15 protein-coding genes are annotated in these 17,069 nt (G+C 55.9%); 4 read left to right on the top strand and 11 right to left on the bottom strand.

Going from position 1 to position 17,069, the window contains the following annotated elements:
• Positions 1 to 147 precede the first annotated feature (147 nt).
• The 7 genes from rraA to priA form a co-directional block, all read right to left on the bottom strand.
• Entirely contained in the window at positions 148 to 633 is a 486-nt protein-coding gene (gene rraA, locus AWR26_RS25010) for a ribonuclease E activity regulator RraA (protein WP_007369230.1), read from the bottom strand.
• Positions 634 to 725: 92 nt separating this feature from the next.
• A complete protein-coding gene (menA, locus tag AWR26_RS25005; protein WP_074922681.1) occupies positions 726 to 1,655 on the bottom strand; it encodes a 1,4-dihydroxy-2-naphthoate polyprenyltransferase in 930 nt (309 codons plus the stop codon).
• 67 nt (positions 1,656 to 1,722) lie between these two features.
• Entirely contained in the window at positions 1,723 to 3,054 is a 1,332-nt protein-coding gene (hslU, locus tag AWR26_RS25000) for an HslU--HslV peptidase ATPase subunit (protein WP_074922682.1), read from the bottom strand.
• Positions 3,055 to 3,063: 9 nt separating this feature from the next.
• Positions 3,064 to 3,594, bottom strand: a complete 531-nt coding sequence (hslV, locus tag AWR26_RS24995; protein ID WP_007369227.1) for an ATP-dependent protease subunit HslV — start codon at positions 3,592 to 3,594, stop codon at positions 3,064 to 3,066.
• Positions 3,595 to 3,686: 92 nt separating this feature from the next.
• On the bottom strand, positions 3,687 to 4,682 hold the full coding sequence (ftsN, locus tag AWR26_RS24990; protein ID WP_074922684.1) for a cell division protein FtsN: 996 nt from the start codon (positions 4,680 to 4,682) through the stop codon (positions 3,687 to 3,689).
• Positions 4,683 to 4,775: 93 nt separating this feature from the next.
• Positions 4,776 to 5,801: a DNA-binding transcriptional regulator CytR gene (gene cytR, locus AWR26_RS24985; protein ID WP_043955923.1), complete on the bottom strand. Its 1,026-nt coding sequence runs from the start codon at positions 5,799 to 5,801 to the stop codon at positions 4,776 to 4,778.
• A 124-nt stretch (positions 5,802 to 5,925) separates the two neighbouring features.
• A complete protein-coding gene (gene priA, locus AWR26_RS24980) occupies positions 5,926 to 8,118 on the bottom strand; it encodes a primosomal protein N' (protein ID WP_074922686.1) in 2,193 nt (730 codons plus the stop codon).
• Between the two features lie 207 nt (positions 8,119 to 8,325).
• Here priA and rpmE point away from each other — a divergent pair, with 207 nt between their 5' ends.
• A complete protein-coding gene (gene rpmE, locus AWR26_RS24975; RefSeq protein ID WP_074922687.1) occupies positions 8,326 to 8,538 on the top strand; it encodes a 50S ribosomal protein L31 in 213 nt (70 codons plus the stop codon).
• A gap of 304 nt (positions 8,539 to 8,842) precedes the next feature.
• Here the strand turns inward: rpmE and metJ are convergent, their stop codons facing one another.
• A complete protein-coding gene (metJ, locus tag AWR26_RS24970; protein ID WP_007369220.1) occupies positions 8,843 to 9,160 on the bottom strand; it encodes a met regulon transcriptional regulator MetJ in 318 nt (105 codons plus the stop codon).
• A gap of 263 nt (positions 9,161 to 9,423) precedes the next feature.
• On the opposite strand from metJ, the gene metB reads away from it, so the two are divergent.
• From metB to metF, 3 genes are all read left to right on the top strand, one after another.
• Entirely contained in the window at positions 9,424 to 10,584 is a 1,161-nt protein-coding gene (gene metB / locus AWR26_RS24965; RefSeq protein ID WP_043955921.1) for a cystathionine gamma-synthase, read from the top strand.
• 2 nt (positions 10,585 to 10,586) lie between these two features.
• Positions 10,587 to 13,019, top strand: a complete 2,433-nt coding sequence (locus tag AWR26_RS24960) for a bifunctional aspartate kinase/homoserine dehydrogenase II (RefSeq protein ID WP_074922689.1) — start codon at positions 10,587 to 10,589, stop codon at positions 13,017 to 13,019.
• 205 nt (positions 13,020 to 13,224) lie between these two features.
• The gene (metF, locus tag AWR26_RS24955) at positions 13,225 to 14,115 is read left to right on the top strand and encodes a methylenetetrahydrofolate reductase (RefSeq protein WP_043955919.1); all 891 of its coding nucleotides are present in this window, start codon (positions 13,225 to 13,227) and stop codon (positions 14,113 to 14,115) included.
• An 85-nt stretch (positions 14,116 to 14,200) separates the two neighbouring features.
• Here the strand turns inward: metF and gldA are convergent, their stop codons facing one another.
• The 3 genes from gldA to AWR26_RS24940 all read right to left on the bottom strand — a co-directional run bounded on the left by gldA (position 14,201) and on the right by AWR26_RS24940 (position 17,047).
• The gene (gldA, locus tag AWR26_RS24950) at positions 14,201 to 15,304 is read right to left on the bottom strand and encodes a bifunctional L-1,2-propanediol dehydrogenase/glycerol dehydrogenase (protein WP_074922695.1); all 1,104 of its coding nucleotides are present in this window, start codon (positions 15,302 to 15,304) and stop codon (positions 14,201 to 14,203) included.
• Between the two features lie 11 nt (positions 15,305 to 15,315).
• A complete protein-coding gene (gene fsa, locus AWR26_RS24945; protein ID WP_074922697.1) occupies positions 15,316 to 15,978 on the bottom strand; it encodes a fructose-6-phosphate aldolase in 663 nt (220 codons plus the stop codon).
• Positions 15,979 to 16,195: 217 nt separating this feature from the next.
• On the bottom strand, positions 16,196 to 17,047 hold the full coding sequence (locus AWR26_RS24940) for an AraC family transcriptional regulator (RefSeq protein WP_074922698.1): 852 nt from the start codon (positions 17,045 to 17,047) through the stop codon (positions 16,196 to 16,198).
• Positions 17,048 to 17,069: the final 22 nt, after the last annotated feature.

The raw sequence follows: 17,069 nt of genomic DNA, 5'->3' as shown, positions 1-17,069 counted from the left end.
GGCTGCGCGTATTCATCCCGGTCAGGCTATCCACGCTCCCAGGATTTATTCGCTTGCTGCCTTGCTACAACGCGAAATCGTTCGAATCGGATAAGCGAAGCGTTGTCTGATGTAAAAGAAGAAGGGCGCCTGATGGCGCCCTTTTGTTTATTCGATATCGAGGGGATCTTCGGAAAGGATAATGCCGGTATTGTCGGCATACAGATGGTCGCCAGAGAAGAAGGTGACACCGCCGAAATTGACGCGCACGTCGCTTTCACCAATGCCTTCACCTGCCGCGCCAACCGGAATAGCGGCAATCGCCTGGATACCGATATCCAGCTCTTCCAGATCGTCAACCTGGCGCACAGCGCCATAAACCACAATGCCTTCCCACTCGTTTTGCACCGCAGTGCGTGCGAGATCGGCGTCGATTAACGCACGACGCATAGAACCGCCGCCGTCGACCAGCAGGACGCGACCACGGCCATTTTGTTCGAGCAGATCGTACAGCAACCCGTTATCCTCGAAACATTTCACCGTGATGATTTGTCCGCCAAAAGACGACCGACCGCCAAAATTAGAGAATAGCGGCTCTACAACGTTGATCTCTTCCTGGTAGATGTCACAAAGCTCAGAAGTATCGTATTTCATAGGATTAACGTTCAGTTGATGCGAGAAACGTTAGTATATCGCGCATCCCGCACTGTTGGCAAAATCATCAATTGTTAATTGACATTAATCAGTTAAAGGTGTGCCTGACTGAGAATTATTCCAATAACAAACAATAAGTTAGTAAGCAGTGCACCTTTCACCGTACGTTCAAGCATCGGTGGCATAGCGCGCGGATCGCGTTCGCGCAGCACAAAGCGCGCTTGTTTGATAAGTAGCGGTGCTGCAAGGAGAAATAACCATCCCCACAGGCTATGCAATGACAGCAGGTTGAACAGCGCCAGGCACAGCAGCGCGCCGACCAGCAAGCCGACGTGATAGCGGCGGGCGTTGATTGGCCCTAAACGCACCACCAGCGTGTTTTTGCCGTTCTCGCGGTCGCTGTCGATATCACGCAAGTTATTGATATTCAATACAGCTGTCGCCAGCAGGCCGCAGGCCGTGGCGGGCAGAATAACCGCCGGGATCAGCATATGCGTTTGTAGATACCAGCTTCCCATCACGCTCAGCCAGCCAAAGAAAATCAGCACTGAGATATCGCCAAGGCCGAGATAGCCATACGGACGCTTACCAATGGTGTAAGTAATCGCCGCAACGATCGACAGGCCGCCAAGCACGAGAAAGCCGATAAAATCCGCCAGCGTCTGGGTTGCCGCTGTCACCAGCAACAGCCCGGAAATACAGCTCAGCACAATCACGATAATCAGCGCTCGTTTCATTTGCGCAAGCGAGATAGCACCTTTCTGCATACCGCGCAGTGGCCCAATGCGATCCGGTTTATCGCTGCCCTTCACGGCATCACCGTAATCATTGGCAAGGTTGGAGAGAATTTGCAGCAGGCCGGCGGTGATCAACGCGAGCACGGCGACCAGCGGATCAAAATAACCCTGCCACCACGCCAGCACGGTGCCGACGACAATGGCCGCGAATGCCAGCGGTAATGTTTTAGGTCGCAGGCTTTCCAGCCAGGCCTGGGTAAGGCTCAGAGATTGCGTTTCGTTCATAAATTACGCCAACAAAAAATGGGGGCATAAGCCCCCATCGAATGTGATGAAAACGTTGTGAACGGGATTATAAGATAAAACGGCTCAGATCTTCATCTGCCACTAAAGCATCAAGATGCTTACTCACATAGTCGGCATCAATGGTAATGGTCTTACCGCCCAGATCGCTGGCGTCGTAGGAGATATCTTCCATCAGGCGCTCCAGCACGGTATGCAAACGGCGGGCACCGATGTTTTCCGTGGTTTCGTTCACCTGCCACGCAGCCTGCGCAATGCGTTTGATGCCGTCGTCGGTAAATTCGATATTCACGCCTTCGGTCGCCATCAGCGCTTTGTACTGTACGGTCACAGACGCGTTTGGCTCGGTCAGGATGCGCTCGAAATCTTCCGTTGTTAACGCCTTCAGTTCAACGCGAATCGGCAGACGGCCCTGCAATTCCGGGATCAGATCCGACGGGCTGGCAACCTGGAATGCGCCGGAAGCGATAAACAGAATGTGGTCGGTTTTCACCATGCCGTGCTTGGTCGAAACGGTGCAGCCTTCCACCAGAGGCAGCAGGTCGCGCTGTACGCCTTCGCGGGAAACGTCCGGCCCGGAAACATTGCCGCGCTTACAGATTTTGTCGATTTCGTCGATAAACACAATCCCGTGCTGCTCAACGGCTTCGATAGCATCCTGCTTCAGCTCTTCCGGGTTGACCAGCTTCGCCGCTTCTTCTTCAATCAGCAGTTTCATCGCGTCTTTGATTTTCAACTTACGCGGTTTCTGCTTCTGCCCGCCCAGGTTCTGGAACATGGACTGCAGCTGGTTGGTCATCTCTTCCATGCCCGGAGGCGCCATGATTTCTACGCCCATCGGTGCCGCGGCGAGATCGATTTCAATCTCTTTATCGTCGAGCTGGCCTTCGCGCAGTTTTTTGCGGAAGGACTGGCGCGCAGCTGAAGGTTCAGCGGATTGCTCCGGCTGGCCCCAGTTGTTTTTTGCCGGTGGGATCAGTACGTCGAGAATACGCTCTTCGGCCAACTCTTCGGCGCGGTAGCGGTTTTTCTCGATCGACTGGATTCGTACCATTTTCACTGCGGAATCGGTCAGATCGCGGATGATAGAGTCCACTTCTTTCCCGACATAGCCCACTTCGGTGAACTTGGTCGCTTCAACTTTGATAAACGGCGCGTTAGCCAGTTTCGCCAGACGACGAGCAATTTCGGTTTTACCGACGCCGGTCGGGCCGATCATCAGAATATTTTTTGGTGTCACTTCGTGACGCAGCTCTTCATCAAGCTGCATACGGCGCCAGCGGTTACGCAAGGCGATTGCCACAGAACGCTTAGCCGCGTCCTGGCCGATAATGTGTTTGTCCAGTTCGCTGACAATTTCGCGTGGGGTCATTTCAGACATGGGAGATCCTTACGCTTTAGAGGGTAATTCTTCGATAGTATGGAAATGGTTGGTGTAAATGCAGATATCGCCTGCAATATCCAACGCCTTTTCAGCGATTTCGCGCGCGCCAAGCTCGGTATTTTCCAGTAACGCACGAGCTGCGGCCTGGGCGTATGGCCCACCGGAACCGATAGCGATCAGGTCATTTTCCGGCTGAACCACATCACCATTACCGGTGATGATCAGCGACGCGTTCTCATCTGCCACCGCCAGCAGCGCTTCCAGCTTGCGCAGCATGCGATCGGTGCGCCAGTCCTTTGCCAGCTCGACAGCCGCTTTCACCAGATGTCCCTGGTGCATTTCCAGTTTGCGTTCGAAGAGTTCGAACAGAGTGAAGGCATCGGCCGTACCACCAGCAAAACCTGCGATAACTTTGTCGTTATACAGGCGGCGGACTTTTTTCACGTTGCCCTTCATTACGGTATTACCCAGTGTGGCCTGGCCATCACCGGCAATAACGACATGGCCGTTACGGCGTACGCTTACGATTGTTGTCACGAGCAGACCCCTTGGTTACAAATGCAGAATACAGCGCCCCGCACAGTGTACGGGGCAGAATGCAATTATAGATGGGGGAGATTTCGGGGGTTTCAACCCCCGGAGGCGAGACGGATACAGTTTGTATGACCCGCCATTTTCAGACGGCTAATTGTGGAATCGGCATTCTCTTTGCCTTTCACCGGGCCAAGTACCACGCGGTTCCAGCCGTTGTTGCTGGTGATACGTGAATCAAACCCTTCAAACGCCAGCTGGGCGCGAACGGTTTCTGCCTGATCCTGGTCTTTAAACGAACCGCACTGGATCATCCAGCGGCGGTCATCTTTTTTCTCCGCCGTTTGCGTTTTCGGCGCTTCTGCTTCATGTGTTATCGGCGCAGCCTGCTGCGCTTTCGGCTGTGCTGCCGTGGTATGCGGCGGCGTTTGCAACAGATCCTGATACGGCTGCGATGTGGCGGCGGCTTTCGGTTGCTGCTGCGTTTGCGTTTGACGCGGCGCAGTGGCCGTTGTCCGCGCCGGTTGCTGCTGTACCGGCTGTTCCACAATGCGCGTCTGCGTACGCGGCTGCTGAACTGGCTGCGTTTGCGTCCACTGCGGTTGTTGCTGCTGCTGAGCCTGGCGCTGACGCTGCAACGTTTGCTGACGCTGTTCCGGCGTCTGTTCGTTCCACGGCACTTCGTTAAGCTGAGTCGGCTGCTGGCGCATATCCGCCTGCATCTGCGCTAACAGCTGGCGCTGTTCATCTGTCAGTTGATCCGGGTTTTTCACTTCGCCGCCTGCCGAAGGTTCCGTCGGCGCAAGCACGCCTGGTTGACGGCTTTCCAGCTCTTTAATATAACGCCAGCGCTCTTCCGGCTTCGGTGGCAGGCCGTTACCGCTGACCTTTTGATTTTGCAGCGCTTCGGATTCTTCTTTTTTGTGGTGCGTAATAAAGTACAGACCACCGATAAAGGCGACCAGCACGGCGGCCGCGATGGCGACCATGGCTGGAGAGACCGCAGACCTGCTGCGTTGCTTTTTCCTTGAGTTGCTCGCTTTTCGCCGCGCAGGAGCCGGCTGGCTGCGGCGTACATAATCTCGTTGTGCCACTATCGTTTCGCTGTATTTATATCGTTTATCAGCCCGCCATGTTACTTAAGCGACGGGCTTTTGACCAGAAGGGGGTGTCTTAAAGCCCGGTTTTTACGTCATCGCCCGGGTACTGCCGCGCAGGATCAATTCGCAATCCAGCAGGCGCGATCCGCTGTTAACGTTATGACCCTGCAGTTGTTCCAGCAGGAGCAGCATCGATTCCCGGCCAATTTCGTAGCGCGGCTGCGCAACGGTGGTTAGCGGCGGGTCAGAGTACTCTGCCAGTGAAATGTTATCAAAACCGATAATCGATAAGTCGTCCGGTACCTTCAGCCCCCGGCGTTTGGCGAGCGACAGCGCACCCAGCGCCATAACGTCGCTATGGCAGAACACCGCCGTTGGCGGTTTGGGCAACGCCAGTAGCTGTTCCAGCGCGTGCGCTCCGGCTTCAAAGGTAAAATCACCACGCGCAATATAGTGCGGATCGACAGTTGTTCCGGAGCGGCGTAGCGCCTGCACATAACCCTGCAAGCGGTAGTGGCACAATGGCATCTCTTCCGGCCCGGCAATACAGCCAATCAGATGGTGCCCTTGCTCCTGTAGATAATTGACGGCGTTAAAAGCGGCGGTCAGGTTATCAATATGTACGGTTGGCAGCTCCAGCTCGGGAGCAAATTCATTCGCCATGACCATCGGCGGCAAATTGCGCTGCTCTTCAATACTGGCGTCGAACGGCAGGCGTGAACCTAACAACAGCATGCCGTCGATTTGCTTGGTAATGATCAGATCGATAAAGGTTTTTTCTTGCTGATTCTGGTGGGCGCAGTCGCCAATCAGTACCAGATAGCCATGTTCGGCTGCGGTAACTTCGATACCGCGAATGATTTCGCTGAAAAAGGGATCGCAGATATCCGGCACAATCACCAGCAAAGTGCGGGATTCGTTTCGTTTGACGTTACGCCCCATCGACTGGGGTAAATAACCCACTTCCATTGCGGCTTGTTCCACCCGATTACGGGTCGTCTGCGACACTTTTTCCGGATTCATTAATGCACGGGATACGGTTGCCGTAGAAACCTTTGCTTTCATGGCAACATCTTTCATGGTCGCTGCTGCAACCTGATTTTTGGGTTTCAACTTGTTCTCCTCGCATGCACGGCGCAAGCGTAGTCACATTTTTATCAGATAGTTAGGCGCAGCGGTTACAGAAATTTCATGAAAAGTGTGATGAAAGTTGAATTTTATGCCGCCGATCGCAACCTCAACTCTCAATAGGATCAACATCCAGCACCCATTTAACCCGCCGCGCATCGGGCAGCGTGTTAATCAACGCCAGCGCGCCGCTGACAATGTGCTGTAAGCGAATGCGGGAAGGGTGTTGCAGCAGGATCTGCCAGCGATAGCGTCCGGCGCGCTTCGCTGCCAGCGCCGGAACCGGGCCGAGGATCCACAATTGATTATCTGCCAGCGGGCTGGCTTGCAGCAGGTTTTTCAACTGTTGCAGGAACAGCGGAGCGTACTGATTGTTCTGATCTTCTGCGCGGATCAACACGTGGCTGGTCCACGGCGGCAGTTGCAGCGTTTGCCGCTCGGCCAGCGCCTGTTCTGCAAAGGTGTCATACCCTTTATGCAGCAAGGTTTGCAGCAAAGGATGCTCAGGATGGTGGGTTTGCAGCACCACTTCGCCTTGCTTACCGGCGCGTCCGGCGCGGCCCGACACTTGGGTATAGAGCTGAGCAAACCGCTCCGCTGCGCGGAAATCGGCAGAAAAGAGCGCGCCATCGACATCCAGCAATGCAACCAGCGTCACATCCGGGAAGTGGTGGCCTTTCGCCAGCATCTGCGTGCCAATCAGGATCCGCGCACCGCCGCGATGAACTTCCGCCAGGTGCTGTTCCAGCGCGCCTTTGCGACTGGTGGTATCGCGGTCAATACGCGACACCGGCACGCCAGGGAACAGCGGCGCAAGCGCCTGTTCCAGTTGCTCCGTCCCTAAACCGACGGGCAGCAGGTGCGTGGAACCGCAGGAGGGGCACTGGCGCGGCACCGGGCGCTGGCTATCGCAATGGTGGCAGCGCAAATGCTGTTGCGCCTGGTGAAAGGTGTAGTAGTGATCGCAACGCGGGCACTCTGCTATCCAGCCGCAGTCATGGCACAGCAGCGCCGGAGCGAACCCCCGGCGGTTAAGAAACAGGATCACCTGGTTGCCTGCCTGCAAATGCTGGCGCATGCGATTAATGAGCGCGGGCGCTAATCCGGCCTGCAATTGCTGGCCTTTCATATCCAGCACATGTTGCGTTGCCGGGCGCGCGCTACCGGCGCGGCGCGTCAGGCGCAGCAGCCGGTATTTTCGCGCTCGCACATTATATAAGGTCTCCAGCGCGGGAGTCGCCGAACCGAGAATGATGGGGATCTGTTCGCTGTGGGCGCGATAAACCGCCAGATCCCGCGCGTGGTAGCGCCAGCCTTCCTGCTGTTTATAGGAGCTGTCGTGCTCTTCATCGATAACGATCACGCCGAGGTTTTTAAACGGTGTGAACAGCGACGAACGCGTGCCGATAACAATTGCCGCCTCGCCATTTTTCGCTTTTTGCCATGTGATAAGACGTTCACTGTCGTTCAGACCGGAATGCAGCACTTCAACCGGCGCGTTAAAGCGCTCGCGAAAGCGGGCGATGGTTTGCGGCGTCAGGCCAATCTCCGGCACCATCACCAGCGCCTGTTTACCCTGCGCCAGCACATTTTCCAGCACGCTTAAATAGACTTCGGTCTTACCGGAACCCGTGACGCCTGCCAGCAGCCAGGCAGAGAATTGATCGGCCGCGCTGTGAATCGCACCGACGGCCGTGGCCTGCTCCGTGTTCAACCGCAGCCTGTCGCCGCTGACGGAAAAATGACCGCGCCAGTCGCTGAACGTCGGCGTTTCGCTGCTCATCTCTGCCAGCCCTTTGGCGCGCAGCGCCTGCAGAGTGACGCTTTTCAGATCCAGTGCGGCCAACTGGTGCTGCCAGATTTTACCTTTACGCAGAGCCGAAAGCGCCTGCTGCTGCTTTGCCGACTTTACGCGGTTAATGTCCGTCGCCTGGCCCTGCTCAGTGGCGAACCAGTAGCCCTGAAACTCTGCGCTGGCAGTTTTTGTCTGGCGTAACAGAACGGGAAGCGCGTTGAACAGCACATCGCCAATCGGGTGATGATAATAGTCAGCCGCCCATAGCAACAGACGCCAGACGGCGGGCGAAAAAGCGGGCTCGCTGTCGAGCACTTCTTCTACCTGTTTCAGTTCGGCAAGCGGCAGCTCGCTTTTATCGCCGATCGCCACCACGATACCGACGCGTTGCTGAGTACCGAACGGCACGCGCACGCGACAACCTGCGCGGGCGATCATGTCGTCCGGCAACAGATAATCAAAGGTGCGGGGCAAGGGTACAGACAGCGCAACGTGGGCGATGGGCATCTCATCTTCCTGACTTGAAAACTGGCGGGTTAGTATACACATTGTTGCTACGAGCGAGCGGATCAGTTTGCATGTGCTGGTTAATTTCTGTATGATTCGCCGCCTTTAGTGCGGATTTAGCGCGCCAAAGATACACTTATATATTAACTCGCGTGGTGTCTGGCGTTAGGGCTGGAAGAGCGACGCGGCCTTAAACTGAGGTTTCCCATGAAAAAAGGTATTCACCCGAATTACGTTGCGATTACTGCAACCTGTTCTTGCGGTAATGTGATCAAAACCCACTCCACCGTGGGCCACGACCTGAACCTGGACGTGTGCGGCAAATGCCACCCGTTCTTTACTGGTAAACAACGTGTTGTTGATACCGGTGGTCGTGTTGAGCGTTTCAACAAACGCTTCAACATCCCGGGCAGCAAATAAGTTGCCAAAGAAAAAAGCGCCGAGAGGCGCTTTTTTTGTCTCTGTGGTTTGCCGGTGGGGGATATTTTTGTGATTCGAGTCACAAAAATATTGCTCTGCTTAAAAAACGCCCATATCCTTTTCACCATTCCAGTCCTGTGAACCATGAGCGAAAAGAGGCGTGATATGCTGACGGCAATGAAAAATGTATTTATGTCTTATTTGCTTTCTCTGGCAGAAGTGCACCCGGAAGTGACGCGCTTCTGATTGGGCGGCTGACATAAGCAAAAAGGGCGGAAGATATCTTCCGCCCTTTTGTTTTGAATCAGTATTCCCATGTATCCGGGTCGATGCCCAGTTCACGCATAATCACTTTCGCCTCTTCCGGGATTTCATCACTGCGCTCTTTACGCAGATCTTCATCGTTCGGCAGGGGCTGACCGGTGAACGCATGCAGGAATGCCTCGCACAGCAGCTCGCTGTTGGTGGCGTGACGCAGGTTGTTCACCTGACGACGGGTACGTTCATCGGTGAGGATTTTTAACACCTTAAGAGGAATGGAAACCGTAATTTTCTTTACTTGCTCACTCTTCTTGCCGTGCTCAGCGTATGGGCTGATATATTCGCCGCTCCATTCAGCCATGAGATACCTTTAATCCTCTCAGTCATTAGTCTAAACCCGGGTGAGCCCAGGCCGTAATCCCGCGTAGTTTACCGTAGAGTCATCACAGTGACACGGTGTATCGCTCTGCGCGCCCACACTAAAGCATATAATTTTAACGGCTATTGCGCGTTTGCTCAATCTATACGCAAAGAAGTTTAGATGTCCAGATGTATTGACGTCTATCCATTCAATGTTTACTCTGTGGTCAGATTTTTCATCCATTAAGCCAGGAAGCCTTCACCATGACGCGTAAACAGGCCACCATTGCAGTGCGTAGCGGATTGAACGATGACGAGCAGTATGGCTGCGTTGTCCCGCCGATTCACCTCTCCAGTACCTATAATTTCACCGGTTTTAACGAGCCCCGCGCGCACGACTACTCGCGTCGCGGTAACCCCACGCGCGATGTGGTACAGCGCGCACTGGCGGAGCTGGAAGGGGGCGCTGGCGCGGTGTTGACCAATACTGGCATGTCGGCGATTCATCTGGTGACCACGGTTTTCCTCAAGCCCGGCGATCTACTGGTTGCACCGCATGATTGCTACGGCGGCAGCTACCGCCTGTTCGACAGTCTGGCGAAACGGGGTTGCTACCGGGTGAAATTCGTCGATCAGGGCGATGAACAGGCGCTGAAAGCGGCGCTGGCGGAAAAACCGAAACTGGTGCTGGTAGAAAGTCCAAGCAACCCATTGTTGCGCGTCGTGGATATTGCGAAAATCTGCCAACTGGCGCGTGAAGCGGGCGCAGTTAGCGTCGTTGATAACACCTTCTTAAGCCCGGCGTTGCAAAATCCGCTGGCGCTGGGTGCCGATCTGGTGCTGCACTCCTGCACGAAATACCTCAACGGTCATTCCGATGTGGTGGCGGGCGTGGTGATTGCAAAAGATGCGGAGACTGTCACCGAACTGGCATGGTGGGCGAATAATATTGGCGTCACCGGCAGCGCCTTCGACAGTTATTTGCTGTTGCGCGGTCTGCGCACGTTGTCGCCGCGTATGGAAGTGGCGCAGCGTAACGCACAGGCGATTGTCGATTTCCTGCAAACTCAGCCGCTGGTGAAAAAGCTTTACCACCCGTCTCTGCCGGATAACCAGGGGCATGAGATTGCTGCGCGTCAACAAAAAGGCTTTGGCGCGATGTTAAGTTTTGAACTGGATGGCGACGAGCAAACGCTGCGTCGCTTCCTGAGCGGTTTGTCACTGTTTACTCTGGCGGAATCATTAGGTGGGGTAGAAAGTTTAATCTCCCACGCCGCCACCATGACGCACGCAGGGATGGCGCCGGAAGCGCGCGCCGCTGCCGGGATTTCAGAAACGCTGTTGCGTATCTCGACCGGTATTGAAGATAGCGAAGATTTAATTGCCGATCTGGAAAATGCCTTCCGGGTCGCAGCTGAGGGGTAAACATGAGTGTGATTGCGCAGGCAGGGACGAAGGCTCGTCAGCTGCACAAATTTGGTGGCAGTAGTCTGGCGGATGTGAAGTGTTACCTCCGCGTTGCAGGGATCATGGCGGAGTATTCGCAACCGGGCGACATGATGGTTGTCTCCGCCGCAGGCAGCACCACCAACCAGCTGATCAACTGGCTGAAATTAAGCCAGACTGACAGGCTCTCTGCGCATCAGGTTCAGCAATCCCTGCGTCGTTATCAAAGTGACTTAATTGGCGGCCTATTGCCCGCCGATGTGGCCGATGGCCTGACCAGCGAATTTATCCACGATCTGGAACACCTGGCGGCGCTGCTCGACGGCGGCATCACCGACGCAGTCTACGCGGAAGTGGTCGGCCACGGTGAAATCTGGTCGGCGCGCTTGATGGCCGCCGTACTTAATCAACAAGGCCTTGATGCGGCCTGGCTGGATGCCCGCGATTTTCTGCGCGCCGAGCGCTCGGCGCAGCCGCAGGTGAACGAAGGGGCATCTTACCCCCTTTTGCAGCAAAAGCTGGCGCAACATCCTGGCAAACGTATTGTCGTCACCGGTTTTATCAGCCGTAACGAGGCGGGTGAAACGGTACTGTTGGGGCGTAATGGCTCTGACTATTCAGCCACACAGATTGGCGCGCTGGGCGATGTTTCCCGCGTCACCATCTGGAGCGATGTGGCCGGTGTCTATAGCGCCGACCCGCGCAAAGTGAAAGATGCCTGTCTGCTGCCGCTGCTGCGCCTCGACGAAGCCAGTGAACTGGCGCGTCTTGCCGCTCCGGTACTGCATGCCCGTACGCTGCAACCGGTCTCCGGCAGCAATATCGATCTGCAATTGCGCTGTAGCTATAACCCGGATCAAGGCTCTACGCGGATTGAACGCGTACTGGCGTCCGGCTCCGGTGCGCGCATCGTGACCAGTCACGATGATGTCTGCCTGATTGAGTTCCTCGTTCCGGCCGGGCAGGATTTTAAGCTGGCGCAAAAAGAGATCGATCTGCTCCTCAAGCGCGCGCAGGCGCGTCCGCTGGCGGTGGGTGCCCATGCCGACCGTAATCTGCTGCAACTCTGCTACACCTCGGAAGTGGTCGATAGCGTTTTTAAACTGCTGGATGAAGCCGGTCTGCCGGGTGAATTACGCCTGCGTCAGGGGTTGGCGCTGGTGGCGCTGGTCGGTGCTGGCGTATGCCGTAACCCATTGCATAGCCACCGTTTCTGGCAGCAACTGAAAGGCCAGCCGGTTGAATTTATCTGGCAGTCCGATGAAGGTATTAGCCTGGTCGCTGTATTGCGCGTTGGCCCGACCGAGAGCCTGATTCAGGGGCTGCACCAGTCGCTGTTCCGCGCGGAAAAACGTATCGGTCTGATGCTGTTCGGCAAGGGAAATATCGGTTCCCGCTGGCTGGAGTTGTTCTCCCGCGAGCAGAGCGCACTTTCGGCGCGTACCGGGTTTGAATTTGTGCTGGCCGGCGTGGTGGATAGCCGCCGTAGCTTGCTGAATTACGATGGGCTGGATGCCAGCCGTGCGCTGGCTTTCTTTAATGATGAAGCCGTCGAGCAGGATGAAGAGTCGCTGTTCCTGTGGATGCGCGCTCATCCATATGACGACCTGGTTGTACTGGATGTGACCGCCAGTGAGCAACTGGCCGGGCAGTATCTGGATTTTGCCAGCCACGGTTTTCATGTGATCAGCGCTAACAAACTGGCTGGGGCGAGCACGACCAATAATTATCGCCAGATCCATGATGCGTTTGAAAAAACGGGTCGCCACTGGTTGTACAACGCCACCGTCGGCGCCGGATTGCCGGTTAACCATACGGTGCGCGATCTGCGCGATAGCGGTGATGTGATTCTGGCGATCAGCGGTATTTTCTCCGGCACCCTCTCCTGGTTGTTCCTGCAATTCGACGGTACTGTGCCGTTTACCGATCTGGTCGATCAGGCGTGGCAGCAGGGGCTGACTGAACCGGATCCGCGTGTCGATCTCGCCGGTAAAGATGTGATGCGCAAGCTGGTGATCCTCGCCCGTGAAGCGGGTTATGACATCGAACCAGAGCAGGTTCGCGTGGAATCGCTGGTGCCGCCGCATTGTGAAGAAGGTTCGGTGGATCACTTCTTCGAAAACGGCGACGAGCTGAATGAGCAGATGGTGCAGCGGCTGGAAGCCGCCCGTGAAATGGGCCTTGTGCTGCGTTATGTCGCGCGTTTCGATGCGAACGGTAAAGCACGCGTGGGCGTTGAAGCGGTCCGTCCGGAGCATCCGCTGGCGGCGGTACTGCCTGGGGATAATGTCTTCGCCATTGAAAGTCGCTGGTATCGCGATAATCCGCTGGTCATCCGCGGTCCGGGTGCAGGACGTGATGTCACCGCAGGCGCTATCCAGTCAGATATCAACCGTCTGGCGCAATTGCTGTAATTTTCTCCTCACCCTCTCCCCGGCGGGGAGAGGGTATTTCATTCCGCATCATGAACTTTTTTCATCTTCGCTGAACATTCCTCACTCAGAATAATGATTTTCCGGTTGACGGCCTGTGCAAATTCCGTCATTTTTACATCTGGACGTCTAAACGTATAGAAGTTCACAAACAACAGACAATGACATGCGATTGATGAGGTAAGGTATGAGCTTTTTTCACGCCAACCAGCGGGAAGCCCTGAACCAGAGCCTGGCGGAAGTACATGGCCAGATTAATGTTTCCTTTGAATTTTTCCCGCCGCGCACCAGTGAAATGGAACAGACCTTATGGAACTCCATCGATCGCCTGAGCAGCCTGAAGCCGAAATTCGTGTCGGTGACTTATGGCGCAAACTCCGGCGAGCGCGATCGTACTCACAGCATTATCAAAGGCATCAAAGAGCGCACCGGCCTGGAAGCCGTGCCGCACTTGACCTGTATCGACGCCACCCGCGACGAACTGCGTGCGATTGCGCAGGATTACTGGAATAACGGCATCCGCCATATCGTGGCGCTGCGCGGTGATTTACCGCCGGGCGGCGGTAAGCCGGAGATGTATGCCGCCGATCTGGTGACGCTGTTAAAAGAGGTTGCCGATTTTGATATCTCTGTTGCCGCTTACCCGGAAGTACACCCGGAAGCGAAAAGTGCGCAGGCGGATCTGCTCAACCTGAAGCGCAAAGTGGACGCAGGCGCCAGCCGTGCGATCACCCAGTTCTTCTTTGATGTGGAAAGCTACCTGCGTTTTCGCGATCGCTGCGCGGCAACCGGCATCGACGTGGAGATCGTTCCGGGCATTCTGCCGGTATCCAACTTCAAGCAGGCGAAAAAATTCGCGGATATGACCAACGTGCGTATTCCGGCGTGGATGTCGCAAATGTTCGACGGTCTGGATGACGACGCCGAAACCCGCAAGCTGGTGGGGGCAAATATCGCGATGGATATGGTGAAGATTTTGAGCCGCGAAGGGGTGAAGGATTTCCACTTCTACACGCTGAACCGCGCGGAAATGAGCTACGCGATTTGCCACACGCTGGGCGTTCGCCCCGGCGTCTAAGCTGAAATAAAAAGCCCGGAACAACCGTTCCGGGCTTTTGCTTTACAGGCCCGGTAAATCCTGGCGCCACCGGGCATGTTAACGCTTATTCCCACTCTTCCAGGAAACGCTGCCCGTACTGGTCGGCGACCAGCAGCGCAGCATAGACCTGATCCGGCGTTGCGCCGCCTGGCATGTTGTGGATGGTTTCACCTTCCGCACAGGCCGCTTCGGCAACGATGCGCATCTTCGCCGGAATATCCGTTTTGATATCCAGTTGCGCCAGCGTGATCGGCAGACCAACGGTGTGGCACAGCGCTGCAACCGTTTCGATCTCATCCAGCGGCGCGTTTTCCAGTACCAGTTGCGTCAGTGTACCGAATGCCACTTTTTCACCATGATAGTAGTGGTGCGCGTCCGCCAGGGCGGTTAAACCGTTGTGGATGGCATGCGCAGCCGCCAGGCCGCCGCTCTCGAAGCCGACGCCGCTGAGATAGGTATTCGCCTCCACCACGCGCTCCAGCGCAGGCGTGACGACATGCTGTTCAGCCGCAAGCATGGCTTTTTCACCCTCTTCCAGCAGCGTGTTGTAGCACAGCTCGGCCAGCGCCAGTGCAGATTGCGTGCTTTGCCCACCGGCCATGGTTTTTGCGCCGCTGCGTGAACAGGCGCGGGCTTCAAACCAGGTGGAGAGCGCATCGCCGATCCCCGCCGCCAGCAGCCGCGCTGGTGCGCCGGCAACGATTTTGGTGTCGACAATCACGCGGTTCGGGTTGTTGGGAAGTAACAGATAGCGGTCGAATTCACCGTTGTCAGTGTAGATAACCGAAAGTGCGCTGCACGGCGCATCGGTGGAAGCGATTGTTGGCGCAATTGCCACCGGAACGTGCATGAAGTGCGCCAGCGCTTTGGCGGTATCCAGCGTTTTCCCGCCGCCAATACCGAGCACTGCGCCGCAGTGAGCGTTTTCCGCAACGCCACGCAGCCGGTCAATTTCATTTTGTGAACACTCACCGCCGAATGGCACAACTTCACAGGCCAGACCGGCATCCGCCAGACTTTTTTGCAGTATTTCCTGGGCAAAACCAAGCACAAATTTATCGCCCACGACCAGCCAGCGATCGGCCAGCGGTTTGAGATAGTCGCCGAGACGGGTGATGACGTCTGCACCCTGGATGTACTTACCTGGCGACTGGATGATGCGATCCATATATTGCCTCCTTACAGGTTTAGGTTGCCAAAAGCCGTTTTCCAGTCTTGCTCAAACTTCGCTATTGCTGACTCTACTGCGGGCGTATTGAGCATTTGTTGCGCTACGTCTAATGGCAGTGTGATTGCTTCACATCCGGCGAGCAGGCAGTCGAGCGCCTGACGCGGCGTTTTGAAGCTGGCGGCCAGCACTTTGCTTTGCGGTGCGTGGAGTTTCAGCAGCGTTTGCAATTCCTGCACCATACGGATGCCGTCGCCGCCCTGGGCATCGACACGGTTGACATAAGGCGCCACATATTTTGCTCCGGCAAGGGCAGCGAGTAAGCCCTGCGCGGCGCTGTAGACAGCGGTGCCAAGGGTGGCAATATGCTCTTTTTTCAACTGCTTAATGGCAGCCAATCCTTCTGCTGTGACCGGGATTTTCACCACGATGCCAGGAAAGGCGCTGTTGAGGCGTCTGGCTTCAGACACCATGCCTTCCGCGTCACGGCCCATCACCTGCGCAAACAGCGTTCCGTTCGGGCCGATGGCGTTTTGCAGACGCGGCAACACATCCCATACCGGCGTTTTCCCGGCGGCAATAATGCTGGGGTTGGTGGTGACGCCCGCCAGCGGGTAAATGCGCGCCAGGCGCTCAACTTCCGCCACGTTGGCGGTGTCCAGATAGAGTTCCATCGTGCTTCCTCGTATAACGTTTCTGTCCTCAGCATACGAGCGCTTGCCGCGCAGTCGCCATATAACAAATCTGCCAAACACTGGACAAATGTAAGCTCCATAACGAATTGAGATTTGGCTCACAAGTTGCGCTGTATCACGATGAAACAGGGGGTTGCAGACCTTTGTCGCGCGGCGGAATGCGAGTTTTAACGTATAAAAATCCAGTGCCGCAGGCTTAATCTTGTTTTTCGCTGAGATGGCTGTGGTACTGCTGGCGGTACTCGGAGGGGGAACGTTCGGTATTTTTACGGAACAGGCGGCAGAAGTAGTTACTGTCGACAAAACCGCAGGTGTGCGCGACTTCTTTGATTTTTAAGTCATAGCCCTTGAGCAGTGCTTTGGCATGCTCCAGCCGGGTGTGATTGAGGTATTCGTTAAAACCAAGACTGCCGGTTTTCTGGAACAGGTGCGAAAGATAATTGGGCGAGATGTAAAACGCCTGTGCCACCGATTCGCGCGTGAGCGGCTTGGCGTAATGTTCGTCGATATAGCTGCGAATGGCTTCGAACAGCGCTTCGCTGCGGGAAGCAGTCTGGATCTGGCTACCGAGCAGATCGTGGCAGTGGCTGAGCAGGCTGGTGACAATCAGCCGTGCGGTTTGCTGCTCGTGCGGCTGCATTTGCATTTCATGCAGCGTGTGCAGCAGAAACGAGCCCACGCGCGGACCGCGGCGTGCGACATGCTGTTTCGCCAGGTTTTGCAGGGTTTCGCCATTCCACTGATTCACGCTAAAGCTCAGTTGCTGCTTGCCGAACAGTACGCTTAAGGTGCTGGCCGGTGCCTGCCATTGCTGCCAGTTCCAGCCGCCAGCCGGGATATACAGAACATCATGTTGCGTCATCAGCGGCGCTTCCCCGGCGATCCCGACATCCATCAGCGACCCTTCCAGCACAATTTCCAGACGCGGAAAATCGACCTGACAGGCCAGTGCAGGCGTACTACCGGTAACTCCGGCAAAACAGACCTGACGCAGCGGCAGCGGGCCGTTGATCAGGCGGGAGATGAGATGGCTGACGTCGTGGCTCATGCTTTCCTTCCGTGACGGGCGA

The sequence above is a fragment of the Kosakonia oryzae genome, assembly GCF_001658025.2.
In the GTDB taxonomy this organism is placed as follows: domain Bacteria; phylum Pseudomonadota; class Gammaproteobacteria; order Enterobacterales; family Enterobacteriaceae; genus Kosakonia; species Kosakonia oryzae.
The sequence above is the reverse complement of the archived record's forward strand: the minus strand, read 5'-3'. Positions and strand labels throughout refer to the sequence as shown.